The 20,975-nt window shown below is 48.9% G+C and carries 17 protein-coding genes; 9 read left to right on the top strand and 8 right to left on the bottom strand.

Going from position 1 to position 20,975, the window contains the following annotated elements:
* Positions 1 to 2: 2 nt before the first annotated feature.
* The 3 genes from BMW79_RS13615 to BMW79_RS13605 form a co-directional block, all read right to left on the bottom strand.
* Positions 3 to 1,043: a FecR family protein gene (locus BMW79_RS13615; protein ID WP_089895577.1), complete on the bottom strand. Its 1,041-nt coding sequence runs from the start codon at positions 1,041 to 1,043 to the stop codon at positions 3 to 5.
* Between the two features lie 80 nt (positions 1,044 to 1,123).
* Entirely contained in the window at positions 1,124 to 1,684 is a 561-nt protein-coding gene (locus BMW79_RS13610; protein WP_089895575.1) for an RNA polymerase sigma-70 factor, read from the bottom strand.
* A 108-nt stretch (positions 1,685 to 1,792) separates the two neighbouring features.
* Positions 1,793 to 2,323, bottom strand: coding sequence for an OmpA family protein (locus BMW79_RS13605; RefSeq protein WP_089895572.1), 531 nt, complete (start codon positions 2,321 to 2,323; stop codon positions 1,793 to 1,795).
* A gap of 148 nt (positions 2,324 to 2,471) precedes the next feature.
* Between BMW79_RS13605 and BMW79_RS13600 the strand changes: the two genes are divergently transcribed.
* Positions 2,472 to 3,794, top strand: a complete 1,323-nt coding sequence (locus BMW79_RS13600) for a GntP family permease (RefSeq protein WP_089895569.1) — start codon at positions 2,472 to 2,474, stop codon at positions 3,792 to 3,794.
* Positions 3,795 to 3,804: 10 nt separating this feature from the next.
* Here the strand turns inward: BMW79_RS13600 and BMW79_RS13595 are convergent, their stop codons facing one another.
* Positions 3,805 to 3,987, bottom strand: coding sequence for a hypothetical protein (locus BMW79_RS13595; protein WP_089895567.1), 183 nt, complete (start codon positions 3,985 to 3,987; stop codon positions 3,805 to 3,807).
* A gap of 44 nt (positions 3,988 to 4,031) precedes the next feature.
* Positions 4,032 to 5,255: a trans-sulfuration enzyme family protein gene (locus tag BMW79_RS13590; protein WP_089895565.1), complete on the bottom strand. Its 1,224-nt coding sequence runs from the start codon at positions 5,253 to 5,255 to the stop codon at positions 4,032 to 4,034.
* A gap of 252 nt (positions 5,256 to 5,507) precedes the next feature.
* On the opposite strand from BMW79_RS13590, the gene BMW79_RS13585 reads away from it, so the two are divergent.
* The 6 genes from BMW79_RS13585 to BMW79_RS13560 all read left to right on the top strand — a co-directional run bounded on the left by BMW79_RS13585 (position 5,508) and on the right by BMW79_RS13560 (position 15,916).
* Positions 5,508 to 6,098 carry an RNA polymerase sigma-70 factor gene (locus BMW79_RS13585; RefSeq protein WP_089895563.1) on the top strand — a complete coding sequence of 197 codons (591 nt, stop codon included), beginning with the start codon at positions 5,508 to 5,510 and terminating at the stop codon, positions 6,096 to 6,098.
* A 68-nt stretch (positions 6,099 to 6,166) separates the two neighbouring features.
* Positions 6,167 to 7,315, top strand: coding sequence for a FecR family protein (locus BMW79_RS13580; RefSeq protein WP_089895562.1), 1,149 nt, complete (start codon positions 6,167 to 6,169; stop codon positions 7,313 to 7,315).
* A 270-nt stretch (positions 7,316 to 7,585) separates the two neighbouring features.
* Complete coding sequence (locus BMW79_RS13575) at positions 7,586 to 10,828, top strand: TonB-dependent receptor (protein WP_177192156.1); 3,243 nt, start codon at positions 7,586 to 7,588, stop codon at positions 10,826 to 10,828.
* Positions 10,829 to 10,844: 16 nt separating this feature from the next.
* Positions 10,845 to 12,428: a RagB/SusD family nutrient uptake outer membrane protein gene (locus tag BMW79_RS13570; RefSeq protein ID WP_089895558.1), complete on the top strand. Its 1,584-nt coding sequence runs from the start codon at positions 10,845 to 10,847 to the stop codon at positions 12,426 to 12,428.
* Positions 12,429 to 12,436: 8 nt separating this feature from the next.
* Positions 12,437 to 14,485, top strand: a complete 2,049-nt coding sequence (locus tag BMW79_RS13565) for a glycoside hydrolase family 2 protein (RefSeq protein ID WP_089895556.1) — start codon at positions 12,437 to 12,439, stop codon at positions 14,483 to 14,485.
* A gap of 9 nt (positions 14,486 to 14,494) precedes the next feature.
* The gene (locus BMW79_RS13560; protein ID WP_089895554.1) at positions 14,495 to 15,916 is read left to right on the top strand and encodes an alpha-L-fucosidase; all 1,422 of its coding nucleotides are present in this window, start codon (positions 14,495 to 14,497) and stop codon (positions 15,914 to 15,916) included.
* Between the two features lie 49 nt (positions 15,917 to 15,965).
* Here the strand turns inward: BMW79_RS13560 and BMW79_RS13555 are convergent, their stop codons facing one another.
* On the bottom strand, positions 15,966 to 16,862 hold the full coding sequence (locus tag BMW79_RS13555) for an AraC family transcriptional regulator (protein WP_089895553.1): 897 nt from the start codon (positions 16,860 to 16,862) through the stop codon (positions 15,966 to 15,968).
* 87 nt (positions 16,863 to 16,949) lie between these two features.
* Between BMW79_RS13555 and BMW79_RS13550 the strand changes: the two genes are divergently transcribed.
* Both BMW79_RS13550 and BMW79_RS13545 read left to right on the top strand, forming a co-directional pair.
* Entirely contained in the window at positions 16,950 to 18,398 is a 1,449-nt protein-coding gene (locus BMW79_RS13550; RefSeq protein ID WP_177192155.1) for an amidase, read from the top strand.
* A 74-nt stretch (positions 18,399 to 18,472) separates the two neighbouring features.
* Positions 18,473 to 19,321 carry an NAD(P)-dependent oxidoreductase gene (locus tag BMW79_RS13545; protein ID WP_089895549.1) on the top strand — a complete coding sequence of 283 codons (849 nt, stop codon included), beginning with the start codon at positions 18,473 to 18,475 and terminating at the stop codon, positions 19,319 to 19,321.
* Between the two features lie 68 nt (positions 19,322 to 19,389).
* Here BMW79_RS13545 and BMW79_RS13540 read toward each other — a convergent pair whose 3' ends face one another.
* Both BMW79_RS13540 and BMW79_RS13535 read right to left on the bottom strand, forming a co-directional pair.
* Positions 19,390 to 20,235, bottom strand: a complete 846-nt coding sequence (locus BMW79_RS13540) for a protease complex subunit PrcB family protein (RefSeq protein WP_089895547.1) — start codon at positions 20,233 to 20,235, stop codon at positions 19,390 to 19,392.
* Between the two features lie 99 nt (positions 20,236 to 20,334).
* On the bottom strand, positions 20,335 to 20,940 hold the full coding sequence (locus BMW79_RS13535; RefSeq protein WP_089895545.1) for an alpha-ketoglutarate-dependent dioxygenase AlkB family protein: 606 nt from the start codon (positions 20,938 to 20,940) through the stop codon (positions 20,335 to 20,337).
* Between the last annotated feature and the right edge of the window lie 35 nt (positions 20,941 to 20,975).

Here is a 20,975-nt window from a genome sequence, read left to right as displayed (position 1 = left end):
TTTTACTTAATTGTTACGATGTCATCCTGAATGGAATAATTGAATGGTTGAATTTCCTGTAAAATGGTCAGCAGTTTTTCTATTGACACGTTATCCGCTCTTCCGGAAAACCTGGATGTCGCCAGTTGCGGATTCTCAATAATAATTTTCAGGCCGTACCAGCGTTCCAGCCGTAGTGCGAGCGACTCCATTGTTTCATTCCGGAATATAAGCTGGTTGTTCATCCAGGCTGTTTCCATGGAATGGCTGCTATCTGTTGGCGATATCGGTGATAGTGGCTGGCGTTCTATTATCAAGTCTTCCTTTTTTTGTTTATCTGCGATCTGTTTATCTTCTTTATCGTGGATGTCTGTTTTTCTCAGGATCACTTTCTCGTGAAGCGTGAGCCTGATGGGCTTCATGTCCGGTTTGTTTTTCAAGGTTACTTCCACTGCTCCTGACACCACAGCCGTTTCCTGGAAGTCTTCTTCTTTATAGGAGCGCACATTAAAACTGGTACCGAGCACGCGGATATCCATTTTTTCCGCATGGATAATAAATGGTTTACCAGCAGATGGTTGAATATCAAAAAACCCTTCTCCGCTCAGGTATACTTCTCTTTTGGGCTGGTCCCATTTTTCGCGGTATTTCAATGTACTGCCGGCATTCAGCCAGATGGTGCTGCCATCGGGCAACCGGATCTTCGTTTTCATCCCCGCATCCGTGGATACTATTTTATACCTCGGCTGTTGCGCCCAGAACAGGTAACCGGCCAATGCGCCGGCTGCGGTGATGAATATTCCCAGGAACAGCGCCAGTTGTCTGAACCCGAACTTTTTCCGGGGAGGCGTTTCACTGATAGCAGTTGTTACCCTGTCTATCAGCTGACTGGTTTGTTCTTCATCAATCACCGAGATCCTGTTAAAGGACAGCTGATCCATTAAACCGGATTTCAGCCAGTCGCCCGGATGCTCCAGCAATAGCTCGTCCAGTTCCGCTTTTTCTTCTTCAGAAATCGCGTTGCTCCAGTGAAGGGTCAATAATTCCCATAGTCTGTTGGTCATTATAGAGAATATATGCTCGGATTGTTTCCCTAATAGGACAACGCAAAAAAGGAAAACAATTAAGTCGTTTAAAAAAAAATTCAGGAATTTGAATATTTAAGTGCGGGGTCCAGTACAGCCCATATTTTTTTCAGGGCAATGCTCATCTGTACATTAATGGTGGCCTTCGACAGATCGAGGAGTTGCGCTACCTGTTCGTAGGTAAGTCCGTCTTCTTTAATGAGAATAAAGATCTGGCGGCAGCGGGGTGGCAGGGATTGAATGGCGGTGCGGATCAATACTACCTGTTCCTTGCTGATCATGATATCTTCGGGGTTTTGGGAGTGCTGGCGGTGTACCTGAACTTCCCAGGCGGCATGGTGGGTAATGCGCCGGCCGTTGCTTTTGAGATAATTGAGCGCCGTATTTTTTACTGCTTTAAAAAGATAGAACTTGATATTTTCGGGGGAAGGCAGTTGCTGGCGCTGCTGCCATATTTTGATGAACACATCGGCTACTATTTCTTCCGCTTCTTCCTGGTTACAAACGATGCTGCAGGCAAAATACTGCAAAGAAGCACTGTATGCCTTCATCAATTCTTTAAATGATGCAATATCTCCCGTTTCCCAAAACGAAGCGTAAATTGGCTGCTTATTGCTCATAGTCACTTATACCTTAAAGCTAACGCTTCTTTACATGCAGTTTGTATGGAAGATTAGCATTCTATGATGGTATATTAACAATAGCGCGTGCGGGGAAACGGGGAACGCTTAGTTTTTTACGTCGTACAGGATCACAAATTCTACTCTCCTGTTTTTCGCTTTACCGGCTTCCGTATTATTGGGTGCAACAGGATCACGATCAGACAGGCCCCAGGTAAACATGCGGTCGGTGTTTACGTCGAAGCTGGTGAGCAGTTTCTTTGCACCGGCGGCACGGCGTTCAGACAGGTCGCGGTTGTATTCCGCAGCACCGGTATTGTCGGTATGACCGGTAATGAGAATCTTTGTTTTATTGTATTTGTTCAATACATCCGCAAAATGTTTGAAGGTAGGCTGTACGGCTTCATTGATCTGATCGGAAGAAGAGGCGAAAAGTACGTTGTTGGGGAAAATCACTTTCAGGCTGTCTTTGATGATACTTACCTCTGCATCGTTCAGGGTATTTTTCAGTTCTTCATACTGCTTGTTCATATAAACATGCTGACTGCTGCTTTTCCGGGAGGAAGCGCAGGAAGCTATCAGTACTATAGTCACCACAGCCAGGAGGCAGTAGCGTGAGGTCAATAACATTCTTTTCATATCCGCTATATTAAGGAGCAAAGGTATGTAAAATAGCCATTATCAAGCTGTTGCATAAATAATCTGTAATATTTACAAAAACATATATGCGTTAATGTTATAAAACAGCGCTTGCCCCGTTAGTATTATAATTTTATCTTAGGGAGATATGACGACCATATCATTGACACAAAGTATCCTGGGGCTGCTGGCCGGTATTATCCTGATAGTATTGCTCACTGCCCGTTTCCGGGTACATGCATTCTTTGCGTTGTTGCTGGCCAGTATACTGACGGGCATCATTTTACAGTTGCCCGTAACAGACATCCTGGGCAGCATCAAAAGCGGCATAGGCAATATTATGGGGTCGCTGGGGCTGCTCATTATACTCGGCACCACGCTGGGACTGATCCTGGAACATAGCGGCAGCACCACGGTACTGGCCAATTACGTATTGCGCCGTACCGGTACGGGCAGATCGGCTATGGCCATGAATATTATCGGCTACCTGGTAGGGATGCCCATTTTCTGCGATTCCGGATTCATTGTGTTAAGCGGTCTGAATAAAGCGCTGGCGAAGCGTTCGGGTATCCCGATGATCATGATGGCTTCGTCGCTGGCCACAGGGTTATATGCCGTACATTGCCTGATGCCGCCGCATCCGGGCATCACCGCCGCCACCGGCACCCTGCATGCAGAAACAGGTAAAGTAATTCTGTATGGTTTACTGATCGCCATCCCGGCATCCATTGCCGGCTATCTCTGGTCGGCATTTGCCGCCCGTCATATAGCCGCAGACGTTAGTAATTCAGAAGAAACAACTGAGGCAGTAAAACAGGGACCGTCAGTACTGATGTCGGTATTGCCTGTTGCGGTACCGGTGCTGCTCATTGCCATCCGATCTCTCAGCGGACTGGAAACATCCTCCCCTTCTCCCCTGCTGCAATCCATTTCCATATTGGGTATCCCGGAAGTAGCCATTGGCGTGGGCATCCTGCTGGCACTTACCCAGCTGAAAAGTAACAGGACACATATCCTGCAGGAAGGGGCCGAAAAAGCAGCCGGCATACTGGTGATCATTGGCGGCGGTGGCGCCTTTGGAGCCATCCTGGCAAAAGCGGATATTGGCAGTCATATTGCACAATATCCCTCCGTAGTGGCATTGGGACTCTTACTTCCGTTCCTCGTAACCGCGCTGCTCAAAACGGCACAGGGATCGTCTACGGTAGCTGTCATTGCCGCAGCTGCTATCCTTCAACCACTCCTTCCTGCGATGGGACTGGATTCCGCCAACGGGCGCATACTATGCGTACTGGCCATGGGTGCAGGCTCTATGATGATTTCGCATACCAATGACGCCTATTTCTGGGTGATCTCTAAATTTTCCGGTCTGGAAATAAAGGATATGCTACGGGTGTATAGCACGGGTACCGTTGTGATGGGCGTGGTGTCGGTTGGGTTGGTGTATTTGCTGTCGTTGTTACTGGCGTGAGGGATGTTTACTATCGGGATAGTTTCTTACTGCCTGCATGCTTTCCTGTACGTTTGGCAGGCGCTATGCGCTTCTTTTTCCCCGTTGCTTTATAGTGAGAAATCACCTCACTGATCAGCTTCTTATCATTCTCTGTAAGCGGCTTCGGGTCCACCACGAAGTTGACGCCTTTCGGCTCTTTGATGTATCCCATATCATGTGTTACTAAACTAATGAAAAATAATCATTTTATCTGACTTATCCCAACGCCTGCTCCAGATCCGCCAATATATCCTCCACACTTTCCAGCCCTACACTCATCCTGATCAGGCCATCCCCGATACCCGCTTTTTCCCGGTCTTCTTTCTTCATGCCGGAATGCGTCATAGAGGCCGGATGAGAAATCAGTGTATCCACCGTGCCCACAGAGACTGCGCGCAAACACATCTGCAGCCGGTCTATGAATTGTACGGCCGCATCAAAACCAGCTGTTAGTTCAAAGCTCATAACGGCGCCGGGATAACGCATCTGCCGGGCCGACAGCTCATAATCGGGATGTACCGGCAAACCATTATAATTCACCCGGGCAACGGCGGGATGTGCATGGAGAAATTCCGCAACCTGCAGCGCATTACTGCAATGCTGTTTCATGCGGAGTTCCAGGGTTTTGATGCCCTGGATCAACAGGAAGGTATCAAATGGATTGGCGCATCCGCCGAGCAATTTGGCTGTTTTATTGACTTTCGTTTTCATGTGAGGCAGGTCCTTTCCGATCAGCACACCGCCGATCGCGGTACCATGCCCGTTCAGGAACTTGGTGGTGGAGTGAAATACGAAATCGGCCCCGTACCGGAACGGCTGCTGCAGGTAAGGAGTAGCGAAAGTATTATCTACACTCACTTTCACTTTATAAGCGGCAGCGATTTTACAGATAGCCCCAATATTCACACAACGCATGGAGGGATTGGCCGGCGATTCGATATGAATCATTTTTATAGACGGGTCCTGTTGCAGCAGCGATGTTACCAATGCCAGGTCGTGCAAATCCACGATCTGTGCTTTCACGCCGAATGACGGGAGAAAGTCGAACAGGAACTCATGGGTGCCTCCATAGAGCGAATAATGCGTTAACACCGTATCTCCGGCTACTACATTGGAAAGGAACAGGGTGGCCATGGCCGACTGCCCACTTGCATGCAGCAATGCCTTCAGCTGCAGCGGCTGACCATCTTCCGTAAAAATATCAAATGCTTCCAGGGCGGCAATCAGTTCTTCCGCTACCGTTACGGTAGGATTACCAAACCGGGAATAAATGTAACCCGGTTCCGTGCCTTTAAAACGATCCATGCCCTGCTGCGCACTGTCGAATGTAAAAGTAGAGGTGGCGAAAACGGGCGTCAGATGGGCATTCTGGGCCATATTGGCCTGAGCGGCATGAATAGCAGCAGAGGCCATTGCTGTAAACTTTGGATGATTACTCATGCTGTAAATGTATTATTTCTGGTGAATTGTTACCCCGATAATACTTAACACGCGGTAAAAAACAGGATGAAATACTGTTCACTTATAGATAAGCCCCATCTTATAAGAAGCGCTTAGGTAGGGCTGGGATAGGGCGGGGATAGGGCTAGGACAGGGCTTACCTGACAATGTAATGACAATACAACTCCCCTGGCAGGTGTAGTATAATATTGACCATAAGCTTATCTTTAGCCATAAAATCGGGATTACGCTGTGAACTTAAATGAGGACAGGATACTTTTTTCAAAAATTGCAAGTGGAGATGAAACAGCTTTCCGTTTATTGTACCACCGCTACAATGCAATATTGGCGGGGTCGGTAAAGAAGCTGCTCAAATCCGATATGGCTGCGGAAGAAGTATTACAGGAAGTGTTTCTCAAAGTCTGGATGGTCCGCGATACCTTGAAACATATTGAGAATCCCGGCGGATGGTTATATACCCTCGCCTCGAATTACTCTTTATCGGCACTCAGGAAACTGGCCAGGGAAAAGCAACGCCAGGAAGATGTGGCGGAAGACCTGCCGGATGATGCCGATGTACCTGCCGGCATTTATGCCAAAGAATTACAGGCGCTGATTAAACACGCCGTAGAAAAATTACCTGCCTCCCGCAGGGAAGTGTTTATGATGAATACCCAGGAAGGCAAATCCCGTAAGGAGATAGCCGATGCCCTGGACATCTCTGAAAATACAGTAAAAAACCAGCTGGTCACCGCCCGCAGGTTTATCCGGGAATACCTGGAAAAACACACCGGCACCCGGCTTCCTATTCTTCTGATTATACTCCTGTCGAGATTTTTATGATTTTTTTTAAAGACGCATAGTACAGTGAATATATTTCTGCGTCTGACAACAAAAGAAGGGATTGTATCGTGGAAGCAAAAGAGTACTACCGATTTTTACTGGAACGTTATTACAACGGCACTGCTACTGCTGCAGAGGAAGAAGAACTGTTTGCGGCACTACGCACCGGCAATGACGACGAAGCATGGACATCGCTGATCAGTGAACTACATAGCCACGCAGCACCTGATCCAGCCTATAATCCTGCTTTATTTGAGCCACAACTCAATAGTATTCTGCAAAAGCAGCCTACTACAGTACGTCCGCTCTACTTCCGATATGCCGCCGCAGCTGCCATTGCGCTGCTGATAGGCGCTGCCGGATACTTCGCCTGGCATCGTACCGTTAAACCGGCGCCTGCTGTGATGGCGGCAGCGGATGTAAAACCCGGTAAAAACGGCGCGGTACTCACCCTCGCGGATGGCAGCCAGCTGGTACTGGATAGTCTTGGTAACGGCGTAGTAACCACCCAGCAAGGTACCCGTGTTACACTCAGCAACGGCCAGCTATCCTACGACGCTACCGGCGCCGGCACACTCAGCTACAACACCATGACTACGCCAAGAGGCCGCAAATTCAGATTGCGCCTGCCCGATGGCACCAATGTATGGCTGAACGCGGCGAGCTCCATCAGTTTTCCAACCGCTTTCACCGGCGCCCAGCGCAATGTGAAACTCACCGGAGAAGCCTACTTTGAAGTAGCTGCCAATCCAAAACAACCCTTCACCGTTACCTTAAACAACAACACCCGTATCAACGTACTGGGTACACATTTCAATATCAACGCCTATCCGGAAGAAGCGAACATCGGTACCACGCTGATGTCGGGCGCAGTACAGGTGAGTCAACAACAGCAAACACACCTGTTGCATCCGGGACAACAACTGGAAGTAAACCGGGAAACCGGCGCCGCACTGCTTCATTCAGATGTGGATACCCTCGCCATTATTGCGTGGAAAAATGATGTGCTGAATTTCCAGGATAAAAAATTAACCACCGTGATCAGCATGATTGCACGTTGGTACGACATAGAAGTAGTATACGAAACAACCCCACCGGATATTACGTTTGTGGGAGAAATCGGCAGCGATGTGAATCTGTCGAGCGTATTAACCTTCCTGAAAGAATCCGGTATTCATTTTCGGCTGGAAGACAAAAAACTGATTGTAGGAAAATAAATATTTAATAACAGTTATCGAAAAACAGTGAACTAACATTCAACCAATGCCAGATAGCAGGTAATAAAAACCCGGAGGTGATTCGACCCACCTCCGGCGAAAGATTACAGCTATGCAAAACAGTGAAGTAATTCCGTACAACTATCTATTTACAAGCCTAATCATTACAAAGCTATGCAAAAAAATGCTCTTTGTAACCGGCTTCCCTATGCGCCAAAATCAGACAGCGCGCATACCTGGAGCCGGTTCTCAACCAAAATGCTGTTAGTTATGAAACTGACGTTTTTATTGCTTACCGTCGCTTTTTTAAATGTAAGTGCCACCGGCTACGCCCAACTACTCACCTGGTCGGGCAAGAATGTGCGGGTGGAAAAAATCTTTACCATCATCCGGAACCAATCCGGCTATACGGTAGTAGCCAGCCGGGAAGTGCTCAACAAAGCCAATCCCGTGACCATGAAAGTGGAAAATGCCCCCATCCGGGAATTCCTCGATATCATGCTGAAAGATCAGCCACTGAAATATGTCATAGAAAACAAATCGATCTTTATTTCACCTAAAACAGAAAACCGGCACGAAGAAAATAACGAGGCGCCTGCCAGTACAGATGTGAAAGGCAAGGTGACAGACGAAGCCGGCAATCCATTACCTGGTGTATCCGTGAGGGTTAAAGGCGCCTCCCAGGGCGTTAGCACCGGCACCGATGGTACCTATGCATTACATATCCCAACAGACGGACCATTGGTACTGCTCTTTTCCTACCTGGGCATGACACCGCAGGAAATCACCGTAAACGGTAACGGCACTTTTAATATCGTGATGAAAGCTTCCGTAGAACAACAAACCGAAGTAGTGGTAGTAGGTTATGGTACGCGCAAAAGAAGCGATGTAACCGGTTCCATAGCATCCGTACCCAAAGACCGCCTGAAGAATCTACCCGTTACAAATGTTTTGCAATCGATTCAAGGAACCATTCCCGGCGTGAGCGTAATCAGCAACAGCAGCAAACCGGGCAGCTCTCCGGCGTTTTATATGCGCGGACTGAAATCCATCAACGCCAGCAACGCCCCGCTGATTGTATTGGATGGTATCCCTTTCAATGGTACCTATAACGACATCAATCCAAATGATGTGGAATCCATCGACCTGCTGAAAGATGTATCTGCATCGGCCATCTACGGCGCCAGAGGCGCCAACGGCGTGATCCTGATCACCACCAAAAAAGGTAAATCAGGCAAACCCGTGATTTCCTACAGCGGCTATGCCGGTCCGGAGTACCAGGCCAACACCGTAAAACAGATGAACGGCGAACAATACCGCACCAAAAATCACTGGTACAATATCCAGGCAGGACGCCCCGATGCACCGGATCTTCCCTATATCACCGAACAAACCAATTTTGCCAACGGCAAACCGGAAGTTGACTGGCTCAAGGAAATTGCCCAACAGGGATATATCCACAGTCATGAGCTGAGTATTTCCGGCGGTACCGAACATGTGAGATACTACGTTTCCGGTACCTTCCTGAAAGAACAGGGTAACCTGAAAGGCTTCCAGTACAACCGCTCCAGCATCCGCGCCAATATCGACGCCAATGTGACCTCCTGGCTGAAAGCAGGTGTGAATATGTTTCTGGTGAACAACAACCAGGATGGTGGTAAAGTCACCCTTTTTGATGCGAACTCCCTCAGCCCTTACGGATCCCTGTACAATGCTGCGGGCGACTATGAGATCTATCCCATTGCACCGCAAACGCTGTATATGAGCCCGCTGATCAACCTGTACAACCCGGGCCTGAACCGCAACAAGAACATGACCACCAGCGGTTATGCAGAAGTGGCGCCCAATTTTATCAAAGGATTGAAATACCGGGTAAATGGCTCCTACTCTTTCCGCCCGTTACGGACCGCCGATTACTATGGTCGTAAAATGGGTGATATGAATGGTACCGCCAGTGTACAAAACGTTGAGAACAAACAGTGGATCGTAGAAAATCTCCTGACATACAGCATCTCCCGTAATAAACACGCGCTGGACTTTACCGGCCTGTATAGCGCACAGCAGGACGAGCAAACGTTCGCACAACTGGATGCCAACACGTTTATCAACGATAACCTCGACTTCAACAATATGAAGGCGGCACAGGTACAGAAAACAACCACCAGTTATACCGGCAGTACCCTGTTATCGCAGATGCTGCGGATCAACTACAACTACGACAGCCGCTACCTGCTCACCGCTACTATCCGTCGTGATGGCTATTCCGGGTTTGGAAAAAGCAACCGCTATGCTACCTTCCCTTCTGTAGCCGCCGGCTGGAATATCCAGAATGAGAAATTCATGGCCGCCGTACCTGTGATATCGCAGTTGAAATTGCGCGCCTCTTATGGTATGTCGGGCAACCAGGCCGTGGGTCCCTATCGTACACTGTCGAAACTCAGCACCGCCAATTATATTTATGACGGGGTAAGCGCGGTTGGCGTAGTACCGGATACCCTTGGCAATCCTAACCTGAAATGGGAAACCACTACCGGTTTAAACGTGGGCATCGACTTTGCCCTCTGGAACAACCGCCTGAGCGGTAGCATTGAAGGCTATTCTACCCGCACCTCCGATCTGTTGCTGCTCCGGAAAATCCCTTCTATCAACGGCTATAACAATGTGTACGACAATATCGGCGAAACCGCCAACAAAGGGCTGGAAATATTGCTGAACAGCCGCAATATCCAGTCGGGCGATTTCGGGTGGAATACCAGCTTCAATATCTCCTTTAATAAAAATAAAGTAGTGGCCCTCTATGGCGATAATAAAGATGATATTGGCAATAATCTCTTCATCGGGAAACCTATGCTCGGCATCTACGATTATACCATGACCGGCGTGTGGCAGGAAGGAGAAGACGCTAAAATAGATCCGGGCGCAAAAGCAGGCTACCTCAAATTTGCAGATATCGATAACAGTGGAAAAATAGACGCTGCCGACCGTTCCTATCTCGGTACACAATTACCGAAGTATACTGCGGGACTGACCAACACTTTTACCTATAAAAATTTCACCCTGAATATTTTCATACAGGATGTACACGGTACGCTGCGTGCCAACAATATCCTGGATAACCGCGATCAGGCAGGTATTATCAACTTACCGGCAGATATTCCCTACTGGACTTCCGAGAATAAGATCAATACAAACCCTGCGCTGTTCTACACCAATCCAAAAGGATATAAATATGCACAGGATGCATCTTTCATTCGCATTAAAGATGTAACGCTGAGTTACAATTTTGATAAAAGCACCTTGCAACGGTATAAGATCTCCAACCTCACCGTGTATATCAGCGGACGGAATCTCGCCACGTTTACCAAATGGCAGGGGTATGACCCGGAAACGTCTCCTTCTTCCATTACCTCTTCCGCTCCCCGCCTGAACAACGGCCAGGGTGCAGGACAACAAAGCTCAGACTTTTATCCATTGAATACCACCCTGATCATGGGCGTAAATATCAGTTTATAATTTAAAAGCGATAACAATGAACCACTTTAAATATATATACAGATTTGTGCTGGCGGGCATGTCGCTAATGACAATATCATCCTGCAGTAAAAGCTTCCTCGACGAACAGTTAAAATCCAGTTACGCACCGGACAATACACTCATAGACCAGCTCGGCTTCGAAGCCGCCAGCACCGGGATGCTCAGCGTAATGCGCAATGACTACAGCAATACACAGGGCTTGCTGGCTACCTTCTATGTAGGGACCGATATGGCCATCACAGGTCAGCCCAATACTGTACAGGCGCCTTTTGAGAACTATCAGAACCTCAACTCACAAACCAGTTCCCTTCCCCTGATCTGGAACTGGAACTATAAGCTGATCAACGCAGCCAATGTGATCATTGCGGCCACCGCCAATCCGAAAGCGAGTATCACTGATGCACAACGGAGTTTTTACAAAGCAGAAGCCTCTTTTTTCCGTGCCTATGCTTATAACCAGTTGTCTATCCTTTTTGGAGATGTGCCACTGGTAGTGGCGCCTGTGAGCAGTCCACGCACCGATTACACAAGAACAAAAGAAGCCGAGGTAATCCAGCAGATCATTACAGACCTCACTTTTGCAGAGGCCAATCTTCCTGATCCTGCGCATGTGACCAAACAAGGCAGGATCAATAAATTTGCCGCCACGCAGCTGCTGGCCGAAGCGTTGCTCCGCGCCAACAAGCCTGCAGATGCAGAAGCGGCTGCTAAAAGGATCATCGACAGCAAGTTCTTTACGCTCATTAACAACCGTTATGGCGTGAAAGCATCGCAGCCAGGCGATCCGTTTGCCGATATGTTTACCTATGGTAATATGCGGCGCAGCCAGGGAAATACAGAAGCCATCTGGGTTATTGAACAGAACTATAACGTTACCGGCGGCGGGGCCGACTTTGATCAGCATCGCCGCGAATGGGGACCGTTTTATGTAAACGTGGCAGGGATGAAAGTATGCGACTCACTGGGAGGTCGCGGTATCGGCAGAATACGGCCTACCAATTGGTGGACATATGACCTGTACACCAAAGACGACATGCGTAATTCACCTTACAACATCCGCCGCAATTATTATTACAATGATCCGGCATCTCCTAAATACGGCCAACCGGTGATCGTCAGCGGATTTGATACGGTGCAGAACATCTATGCACATACCACCAAATGGTATGAGTTCCAGCCACAGGACATACAGGGTGCGCAATCGTACAAAGACAGGATACAGATGCGCCTGGGCGAAACCTACCTGCTTATGGCCGAAGCACAGCTGCTACAGGGTCGTCCGGGCGATGCTGCCACCAGCATCAATGTGATCCGCGACCGCGCCCATGCAAAACAGGTGCAAGGCAGCGACGTAACGCTGGATTATATCCTGGATGAAAGAGCCCGGGAACTCACCGCAGAAGAGCTGCGCCGGTTGACGCTGATCCGCACCAACAAACTGGTGGAACGCGTAAAAAAATACAACCCGAAAGTAGCGCCTACCATCAGCGATTTTAATATCCACCTGCCCATTCCGCAAACCGAAATTGATGTGAACAAAGATGCCGTACTCACACAGAACACCGGCTATTCCAAATAATAAGAACGATGAAAAAATATGGTATCATCGCTTTGCTGTGCGTACTCCTGTGTTTACAGGGGTACGCACAGCAAGGCAGACAGGTAATTCCTTTCAACGACGGATGGGACTTCAGAAAAGGTCCGCTCCTGGCAGAGAAAGACCAGACCGATACGGCATGGACCCAAGTTACCATTCCGCATACCTGGAATAACCGGGATATGCAGGAAGGTAAAAACTTCTATGCCGGGGAAGCTTGTTACCGCAAGACTTTCAACGTAGCAGCCCAGCTGAAAGGGAAAAGATTATTCCTCCGTTTCGACGGCGTGGGCTCCGTAGCAGGACTATACGTCAACAACCGTTTTATAGGGGAACACAAAGGTTCTTATGCCGCCTTTTGCTTTGAGATCACACATGTAGTGAAGTATGGAGAGATGAATACTGTTGTGGTGAAAGCCAATAACAAAGCCCGGGAAGATGTGCTGCCCGTCAATAATTTCCTGTTTGGTATTTTCGGAGGAATTTACCGCCCGGTGAATCTCCTCATCACCAATGATATCAACATTACCACCACCGACTATGCTTCTCCCGGCATCTATATTACACAGAAAAACGTCAGTGCGCAAAAGGCTACCGTGGCGGTGATGGCCAAACTGGAAAACAAGCAATCACAGGCCACTAACGTACAGGTACAAACGGAGATAAAAGATGCGAATGGAAAGCGTGTAGCCTTTACCGTAAAAACGGTCACCCTCTCGCCTCAGGGCATCAACATTATCCGGCAGGAGTTGCCCGTGAATCGCCCGCATTTGTGGAATGGCATCAAAGATCCTTATCTCTACTCCCTCACCACCTCCGTGATGACCGGGGGAAAACTGGCAGACGCCGTGACACAGCCGCTGGGGCTGCGTAGCTTTGAAGTAGTGGCCGGTAAAGGTTGTTTACTGAACGGACAACCTTATGTGATGCACGGTGTGACCCGTCACCAGGAATGGCAGGATTGCGGCAATGCCCTCAGCAATGCGCAACACAAAACAGACCTGGATCTGATCCGTGAAATAGGTGCTACTACCATCCGCTTTGCGCATTACCAGCAATCGGAGTATCTCTATTCACAATGTGACAGCATGGGTTTTGTGATCTGGGCAGAGATTCCCTTTGTCAATAACTTCTCCGGAAAAGAAAGTGAGAACGCGCGGCAGCAGCTGACAGAACTGATCCGGCAAAACTTTAACCACCCTTCCATTTACGTGTGGGGTATGCACAACGAAGTATATGCCAAAACACCGGATGAATATGTAGCGGTTGTGACCCGTCAGCTGAATGACCTGGCCAAAACAGAAGATCCGGACCGGTACACGGTAGCGGTGAGCGGGTATGGAGAAATGAACCGTCCGGCTAACCTGGCCACCGATATACAGGGAATGAACCGTTATTTCGGTTGGTATGAAGGCAGCATCGGCGACATCGAAGAATGGGTATCCGGACTGGAAAAAAATTATCCCGGATATAAGCTGATGCTCACCGAGTATGGCGCAGATGGCAACATCAACCAGCATACCGATACGCTGAGCACAGATTTTGATCCGGTAAGCGGGCAGTTCTTTCCCGAAACCTATCAGACTGCCACGCATGTAAAACAATGGTCAGTGATAGAAAAGCATCCTTATATTACCGCTTCTTACCTGTGGAATATGTTTGAATTTGCGGTACCGATGTGGAATCGCGGTGGCGTGAATGCACGCAACCTGAAAGGTTTGATCACCTACGACCGGAAGCAGAAAAAAGATGCATTCTACTGGTATAAGGCCAACTGGAATCCGGCGCCCATGATCTATATTGCTGAGCGGCGGAATAATGTCTGCTTACCCGAACGGGTACACGCAGAAGTGTTCAGTAACCTGGAGAAGGTAACACTGACGCTGAATAACGGCACACCTGTTGCCGGCCACGCAGGCGCCAATAATAAAGATTTTATCTTTGACGGGCTACTACTGAAGAAAGGCGTGAACACGCTTACCGCTTCAGGCGTACATAACGGCAAAGTATATACGGATACGATTACCTGGACCCATTAAAGCGGAACAATGAAGAAAATATTTATGGCAGCTGCAGCCGTGTTGCTACTGGTACAGCTGCACAGCAACGCGCAAAGCTCACCCAACAAAGACAGTATTCCCCTCCAACACGGCGCTCACCGCAGCGGCAACAGAACCGATGCGGACATGGCCCGCTGGAGATCCCTGCGCTTCGGGCAATTCGTCCACTGGGGTTTGTATGCCATTGCCGGTGGAGAATGGAATGGCAAAATCTATAACGGCGCAGCAGAATGGATACGATCATGGAAGGAAATGCCGACCGCTGTGTACGACCAGTTATACAAACAGTTTAACCCGGTGAATTATCATCCGGAGCAGTGGGCACAACAGGCGAAAGATATGGGCGCCGGTTACATGATCATCACCACCAAACACCATGACGGATTTTGTTTATGGCCAAGTAAGTATACCCGCTACACGGTAGCTGCTTCTCCCTACAAAAAAGATATCATCGGTCCGATGGTAGAGGCGTACAATAAAAAGGGTATCGACGTATATCTCTACTTTTCTATTATCGACTGGAACCATCCCGATTGGCGCACTTCACTAAAAACACCGGCCGACAGTGCAGCATACAAACGCTTTAAAGTATTTGTAAAGAACCAGTTGACCGAACTGCTGGTAAAATACCCTACGGTAAAGGGTTTCTGGTTTGATGGCACCTGGGATGATTCCTGGAAAAATGATGGCGCTTTCTCCGATGAGTTGGAGCAATACCTGCAAAAGCTGCATCCGGGGCTGATCATTGGCAGCCGCTTACGCGCTGATGAACGCGGGGCGCGGCATTTCGACTCCAACAATCATCTGATGGGTGATTATGAACAGGGCTGGGAACGCAAGCTGCCGGAACAACCGGCAGATGTGCATGGCAACGATTGGGAAGGTGTAATGACCATTCCCGAAAACCAATGGGGATATCATGCACATTGGCTGGGCCATATCAAATCGTCTAATGAACTGATAGAAATGCTGGTAAAATCGACCTCACTGGGTGGCAACTTCGTTCTTAATTTCGGTCCAAAAGCAGACGGTACTTTCCGCAGTGAAGAGGTGCAACGTATGCAGGAAATAGGCAACTGGATGAAAGTAAACGGCAGCGCGGTTTATGGCGCTTCGGAGGCCGGTCTTGGCAAACCCGACTGGGGTTATTATACCCGCAGGGGCGACAGCGTATTTATGGTAGTATTCAATGTACCGGTATCGGGCAACCTGCGGGTAAAATTACCGGCGAAAACCACTTTAGCAGAGGCGTCAGCGTCAGGTCAGCCGGTTACACCGGAACTGATCGGAAAGAATGAATATTTTATTCCCGTGGGGAATGCGCCCCGGCATGCGCCTTTTGTGATCCTGCTGCAAACCAGCCGGGCGGCAGGTGCAGAGGGAGGCCATTTTGAAAAGGCCAAAACTTAAGATCAGTAACTGGTTCGGGATACGGGGAGATGATAACCGCAAGACGTTATCATCTCCCCGTATCTTTTTTCGCACCCCCACTGATATCAGCATTCCACATGGTTTTCCGGTATTGCGAGGCGCTCATTCCTTTATATTTTTTAAAGAGCCTGTTGAGATGACTCTCATCTGTAAAATTCAACTCCGCAACAATTTCGTTGATGCGCATATCGCTGTGCAGCAATCTCGTTTCCACCATTTTTATTTTATAATGCTGGATATATTGTTGCAGGGTTTCATCTGCCTGCCGCTTAAAAAATTTACCAAGGTAATTGGGTGAGATATTAAAATACCGGCAGATGGCGCTTACCTTCAGTTGTTCCGGTTCATAAATATGTTCATGGATGTATTGGAAAATATCCAGTGTTTTTTTATCCGCTACCGGGGTGAATTTATCGGGTAATCGTTTGGCAATGGCACGGGCCACCAGGATAATAAGACTGTTTACCATCTGGTTAATCAGCTCCTTGCTATACAGGTCGCAATGCGCATACTCTGCCACAAGCGTTTCCACCATTGCCTTTGCCAGCATTTTATGCGGTTGGTCCGTGAGTATGCAGCCCGGTTCATGGTTCGCATGTTGCAGGATAAATTCCAGCCGTTTAATCCATGCTTCCCGCTCCCGTTCATTACCGGAGAATGCAGCCGACCGGATGTAGATATCATCAAACCCGATCAGCAACATATGGGTGGGTGTACTCACCTGGAAAGCGCTCCCGTCCTGCGGTGTAATCAGCAACAGGTGACCGGCAGCATAATCGAAGGCATGCTGGTTGATTGTTTGCCTGCCATTGCCTTCCAGGATATAGACCAACTCAAAGAAATTATTGGTTTGGCGTTGTTGTTTCTCCCCTGCTTCCAATATTTTATAACTGATCTCAAATGGATAATGCAGATTTCCTTTCATGGTGTAAATATACCTGATAATAGCAAAATCGTACCTATACAAACCCCTCTTACCGGTATAATTTTGCCAATATCAAAAACAGGAAAGATGACTATAACAGCATATGCCAGCTATGATGCAGTAGGACTGGCGGCCTTAATCAGGCAGGGACAAGTGAGTCGCCATGAAGTAGCCCAGGCTGCATTACAGGCCATTGAAACCCTGAATCCCGCTTTGAATGCCCTGGCAGAAGTGTATCCCGAACGGGGAAATACTTTTAGCGATCAACACAGGGGGAAAGATGAACCTTTTGGAGGTGTGCCTTTCCTGCTGAAAGACCTGGGCGCTGCGGAGGCAGGTAAACACCAGGAAATGGGCAGCCGTTTGACAAAAGGTTTTCAACCGGACCACGACTCCGAACTGGTGAAACGGTACAAAGCTGCCGGACTGTTGATCCTGGGCCGGACCACTACTTCTGAATTTGGAGGCTCTACGGATACCTCGTCGGTAGCGGGTGGTATTACGCGCAATCCGTGGAATCCGGCTTATACGCCCGGGGGCTCTTCTGGTGGCGCTGCAGCAGCGGTGGCATCGGGTATGGTGCCTATGGCACATGCCACCGACCTGGCCGGGTCTATCCGGATACCAGCGGCATTTACAGGACTGGTGGGGTTAAAGCCCAGCCGCAACCTCAACCCGGTAGGACCGGATATGGGGCAGTTCTTTTTTGGACTGGCAGTGCAGCATGTGCTTACCCGCAGCGTGCGGGATGCAGCTGCCGCACTGGATGCCACTGCCGGCCCTGCGGCGGGTGAGTTTTATTACACGCCACCCCAATTTTCCTATACGGCCGCATTGACACATCCACCCACAAAACTAAAAATAGCGCTCAACCTGGAACCCTGGTTGTCGGCCCCGCTGCACCCGGCAGTCGTAAATGCCACCCTGGCGGCGGCACAGTTGTGTAGCTCTCTCGGGCATGAAGTAGAGGAGCAACGTTTTGCGCTGGAAGAAGCAGCATTGCTGGATTGTATGAACACCATCTGGGCCGCCTATACGACGTATGGGGTAACGCAATTGTCGGCCGCAATGCAGCAGCCTGTTTCCACTGATACCCTGGAGCGGTTTACCCTCAGCGGTTATGAAGCAGGGAAAAAATTGTCGGCCCGGGATCTTATCCGGGTAGTGGAATATACCAATACAGTAGCCAGAGCGGCGGGGCGCTTTTATGAAAACTATGACGTGATGATCACCCCAACTACCGCCATCACGGCACCGTTGGCTGGCAGCGTGGATGGCCACGCAGCGGGCATCCGGTGGGCAGATTGGGTGCGGGAGGCCTGTGCTGCAGCGCCGTTCGGACAGGTATTCAATATCGCCGGCGTACCTGCCATCAGCTTACCGATGGGTTTCGATGAACATGGTATACCCGTTGGCGTTACCTTCTCTTCCAGGATGGGAAATGATGCGCTGTTATTGCAGCTCGCTGCACAACTGGAAAAAGCGGCGCCCTGGAGCGGTCGTACCCCATTGCTCTATGCGGGCAGGCAATCATGAGGAAACCTGCTGCATGGCAGTTCAGCTCTCCTGTGACGAGGGTATAATTTCCTTATCTTCGGTAAAAAAGGTTTATGATAGCATTCTTAGGCATGGGCCTGCTGGGTTCAAATTTTGTGAGGGCACTGATCAGCAAAGGGGAATCTGTACAGGTATGGAACCGTACAGCCTCCAAAGCCACTGCACTGGAAACCTACGGCGCCAAAGCATTTGCAGACGTTACCGACGCAGTGAGAAATGCAGACCGCATTCATCTTACCTTAAAAGATGATCATACGGTAGATGAAGTACTGGCAGCAGCTACGCCCGGTTTAAAGCCCGGCGCCGTGATCATTGATCATACCACCACTTCTGCGGAAGGCGCCATTGCCAGAACAAAAGCCTGGAAAGAGCGTGGCTTCACCTATCTGCATGCACCTGTGTTCATGGGACCGGCCAACGCACTGGAGAGCAGCGGTAATATGCTGGTTTCCGGCGATCAGGCGGTGATCAGCACCTGGCAACCCGCCCTATCCAAAATGACAGGCATGGTGATCAACCTGGGCGATGCTCCCGGTAAAGCCGCTGGTATGAAACTGATCGGCAACAGCTTCCTGGTAGGATTAACCGCCGCCCTGGCAGATACTTTATCTCTGGCCAAAGCACTGGAGATCCCGGTAAGCGATGTGAGTTCCCTGTTCAGTTCCTGGAACCCGGGCGCCGCACTGCCGGCCCGTTTACAGCGGATGACTTCAGGCACTTACAACAACCCTTCCTGGGAGCTGAACATGGCCCGGAAAGATACACAGCTGTTTATTGATGCCGCGAAAAAAGGCAATCTTACTTTAGCAGTGATACCTGCCATTGCCGCCGAAATGGATCGCTGGATCGAAAAAGGCCATGGTAATGACGACTGGACCGTCATTGGCAAGAACAGTATCTGATCTTCCTTAAAAAATAAAAGCAGGTGTATCTGACGATGCACCCGCTTCTTTTTTATCTGTTGTTGAGATTATTCTGCTGTCAAAGTTACTTTATAACCCGCAGGGATAAACGCTTCTGCTTTCACTTCGGAAATTACCTGCAGGTTCATGCCACCCGATGCAGGAGGCGTAATTTTATAATGGATCACTGCTTCATTATCTCCCGGAAAAACAATACTGGTAACAGACAGGCTGTAACCGGAAGTAGGCTGGTTTCCCACAGTAATGAGCACACTGCTTACTTTGTCATTTACCGGTGTAATTTTAAATGTGGCAGCTTCCTGTCCGCCCTGTTCTGCATTAGCATTTTTATGCGCCTGCACAAATTCTGCTGCATTCTTTACCATCTTTTCTGCTTCTGCTTTAGTGATATAAGCCTTAGGACGGTAGTTGCCATTCTCCAATGCCACTACCTTAAACTTGATCAGGGTTTGCACAGCATTCATCCCGTTATTGGCAAACGCTTTCTCATCTTTGATATTGATAAACATCATATTCACCGGATACTGACCGGTATGTGAAATGGCTTCATAGAGCGCGATAGCAAACTGCTCCCTGGTAGCCGGTGATTCCGGGTTCAGGTCGTGCAGCGATTCAATACCATTCAATGCCCCGATGATGAGCGAAGGCGCATAAGCAGCCTTGTCGTTCGCCTTTTTAAAATAATCACTGGCTTTAGGCGCTTTTATAAAGCGGATATTATCGATGTTAAGGCTCAGTCCTTTTACAATCAGGTCGATGCCATTGCCAAAGGAAATACGTGACTGGGGCTTGGGCGCCAATACTTCTATCACCCCCTTATCTTCGCTGTGAAGATCAGAAGGTTGCAGGGTCAAAAGGAATAACGGTAATGCTACTGCCGTGTATAAATTCATAAAACAGGTGTTTAACGTAGTGCGAAAGTAGGTAATTGTTGGAAGATGTGTTACCGCAGTGGGGTAATTATTCCTCAACAGGACAACGATAACATTTACTTAATAAATGATCCGGAAGGTAAGATTGATCCGGGGTTGCAAGGGCCTTGCAGATTTCGGGATGCGATGCTCCCAGTGCTGTTGCAGATCTCCTTTCATGATCAGTAAGGACCCATTACCTAATTTCAGGGAGTATTTCTGCTGGTGATCCTTTTTATGCCTGAAATCAAAACTCCTGGCCTGCCCAAGGCTCAGTGAAGCGATATGCGGATGCTGGCCCAGCTCCTTCTCGTTATCGCTATGCCAGGCCACCGAATCATTGCCATCCCGGTAATAGTTCAGCAATACGCTGTTGAAATGCAGATGGGTAAAGGCTTCCACCTTCTCTCTCAGCGCGCTTAAAGCGGGTGTCCAGGGAGCAGCATCCAGTTGCTTTTCCGAAAGACGGTAGCTTTGCTTTGCATCGCCATACCAGGCGGTTAACCGGGGCGTTAACAGCACCTTGTCATGGATCGTCAGCGTAGTTTGCTTCCAGGGCGCGGTGGCGATCAGTTCGTTCATTAAAGCGAGCGCCGCTCCGGTATCCAGGAACTGCGGATAATACTCCAGCAGGTTCTCCGGAAAACGCAGGCTTTCATTGTCATCGAAAAAACTTAACTGCGACATCTATGGCACGTGATTTAGTATGGTTACCTATATAA

Source organism: Chitinophaga arvensicola (genome assembly GCF_900110835.1).
GTDB lineage: Bacteria > Bacteroidota > Bacteroidia > Chitinophagales > Chitinophagaceae > Chitinophaga > Chitinophaga arvensicola.
Note: the sequence above shows the minus strand (reverse complement) of the source record. Positions and strands in the feature narration are given on the sequence as shown.

Excerpts from the sequence above, each read along its gene's own strand:
- BMW79_RS13615 (WP_089895577.1), bottom strand. The coding sequence starts at position 1,043 with ATGACCAACAGACTATGGGAATTATTGACCCTTCACTGGAGCAACGCG.
- BMW79_RS13610 (WP_089895575.1), bottom strand. The coding sequence starts at position 1,684 with ATGAGCAATAAGCAGCCAATTTACGCTTCGTTTTGGGAAACGGGAGAT.
- BMW79_RS13605 (WP_089895572.1), bottom strand. The coding sequence starts at position 2,323 with ATGAAAAGAATGTTATTGACCTCACGCTACTGCCTCCTGGCTGTGGTG.
- BMW79_RS13600 (WP_089895569.1), top strand. The coding sequence starts at position 2,472 with ATGACGACCATATCATTGACACAAAGTATCCTGGGGCTGCTGGCCGGT.
- BMW79_RS13595 (WP_089895567.1), bottom strand. The coding sequence starts at position 3,987 with ATGGGATACATCAAAGAGCCGAAAGGCGTCAACTTCGTGGTGGACCCG.
- BMW79_RS13590 (WP_089895565.1), bottom strand. The coding sequence starts at position 5,255 with ATGAGTAATCATCCAAAGTTTACAGCAATGGCCTCTGCTGCTATTCAT.
- BMW79_RS13575 (WP_177192156.1), top strand. The coding sequence starts at position 7,586 with ATGAAACTGACGTTTTTATTGCTTACCGTCGCTTTTTTAAATGTAAGT.
- BMW79_RS13570 (WP_089895558.1), top strand. The coding sequence starts at position 10,845 with ATGAACCACTTTAAATATATATACAGATTTGTGCTGGCGGGCATGTCG.
- BMW79_RS13565 (WP_089895556.1), top strand. The coding sequence starts at position 12,437 with ATGAAAAAATATGGTATCATCGCTTTGCTGTGCGTACTCCTGTGTTTA.
- BMW79_RS13560 (WP_089895554.1), top strand. The coding sequence starts at position 14,495 with ATGAAGAAAATATTTATGGCAGCTGCAGCCGTGTTGCTACTGGTACAG.
- BMW79_RS13555 (WP_089895553.1), bottom strand. The coding sequence starts at position 16,862 with ATGAAAGGAAATCTGCATTATCCATTTGAGATCAGTTATAAAATATTG.
- BMW79_RS13550 (WP_177192155.1), top strand. The coding sequence starts at position 16,950 with ATGACTATAACAGCATATGCCAGCTATGATGCAGTAGGACTGGCGGCC.
- BMW79_RS13545 (WP_089895549.1), top strand. The coding sequence starts at position 18,473 with ATGATAGCATTCTTAGGCATGGGCCTGCTGGGTTCAAATTTTGTGAGG.
- BMW79_RS13540 (WP_089895547.1), bottom strand. The coding sequence starts at position 20,235 with ATGAATTTATACACGGCAGTAGCATTACCGTTATTCCTTTTGACCCTG.
- BMW79_RS13535 (WP_089895545.1), bottom strand. The coding sequence starts at position 20,940 with ATGTCGCAGTTAAGTTTTTTCGATGACAATGAAAGCCTGCGTTTTCCG.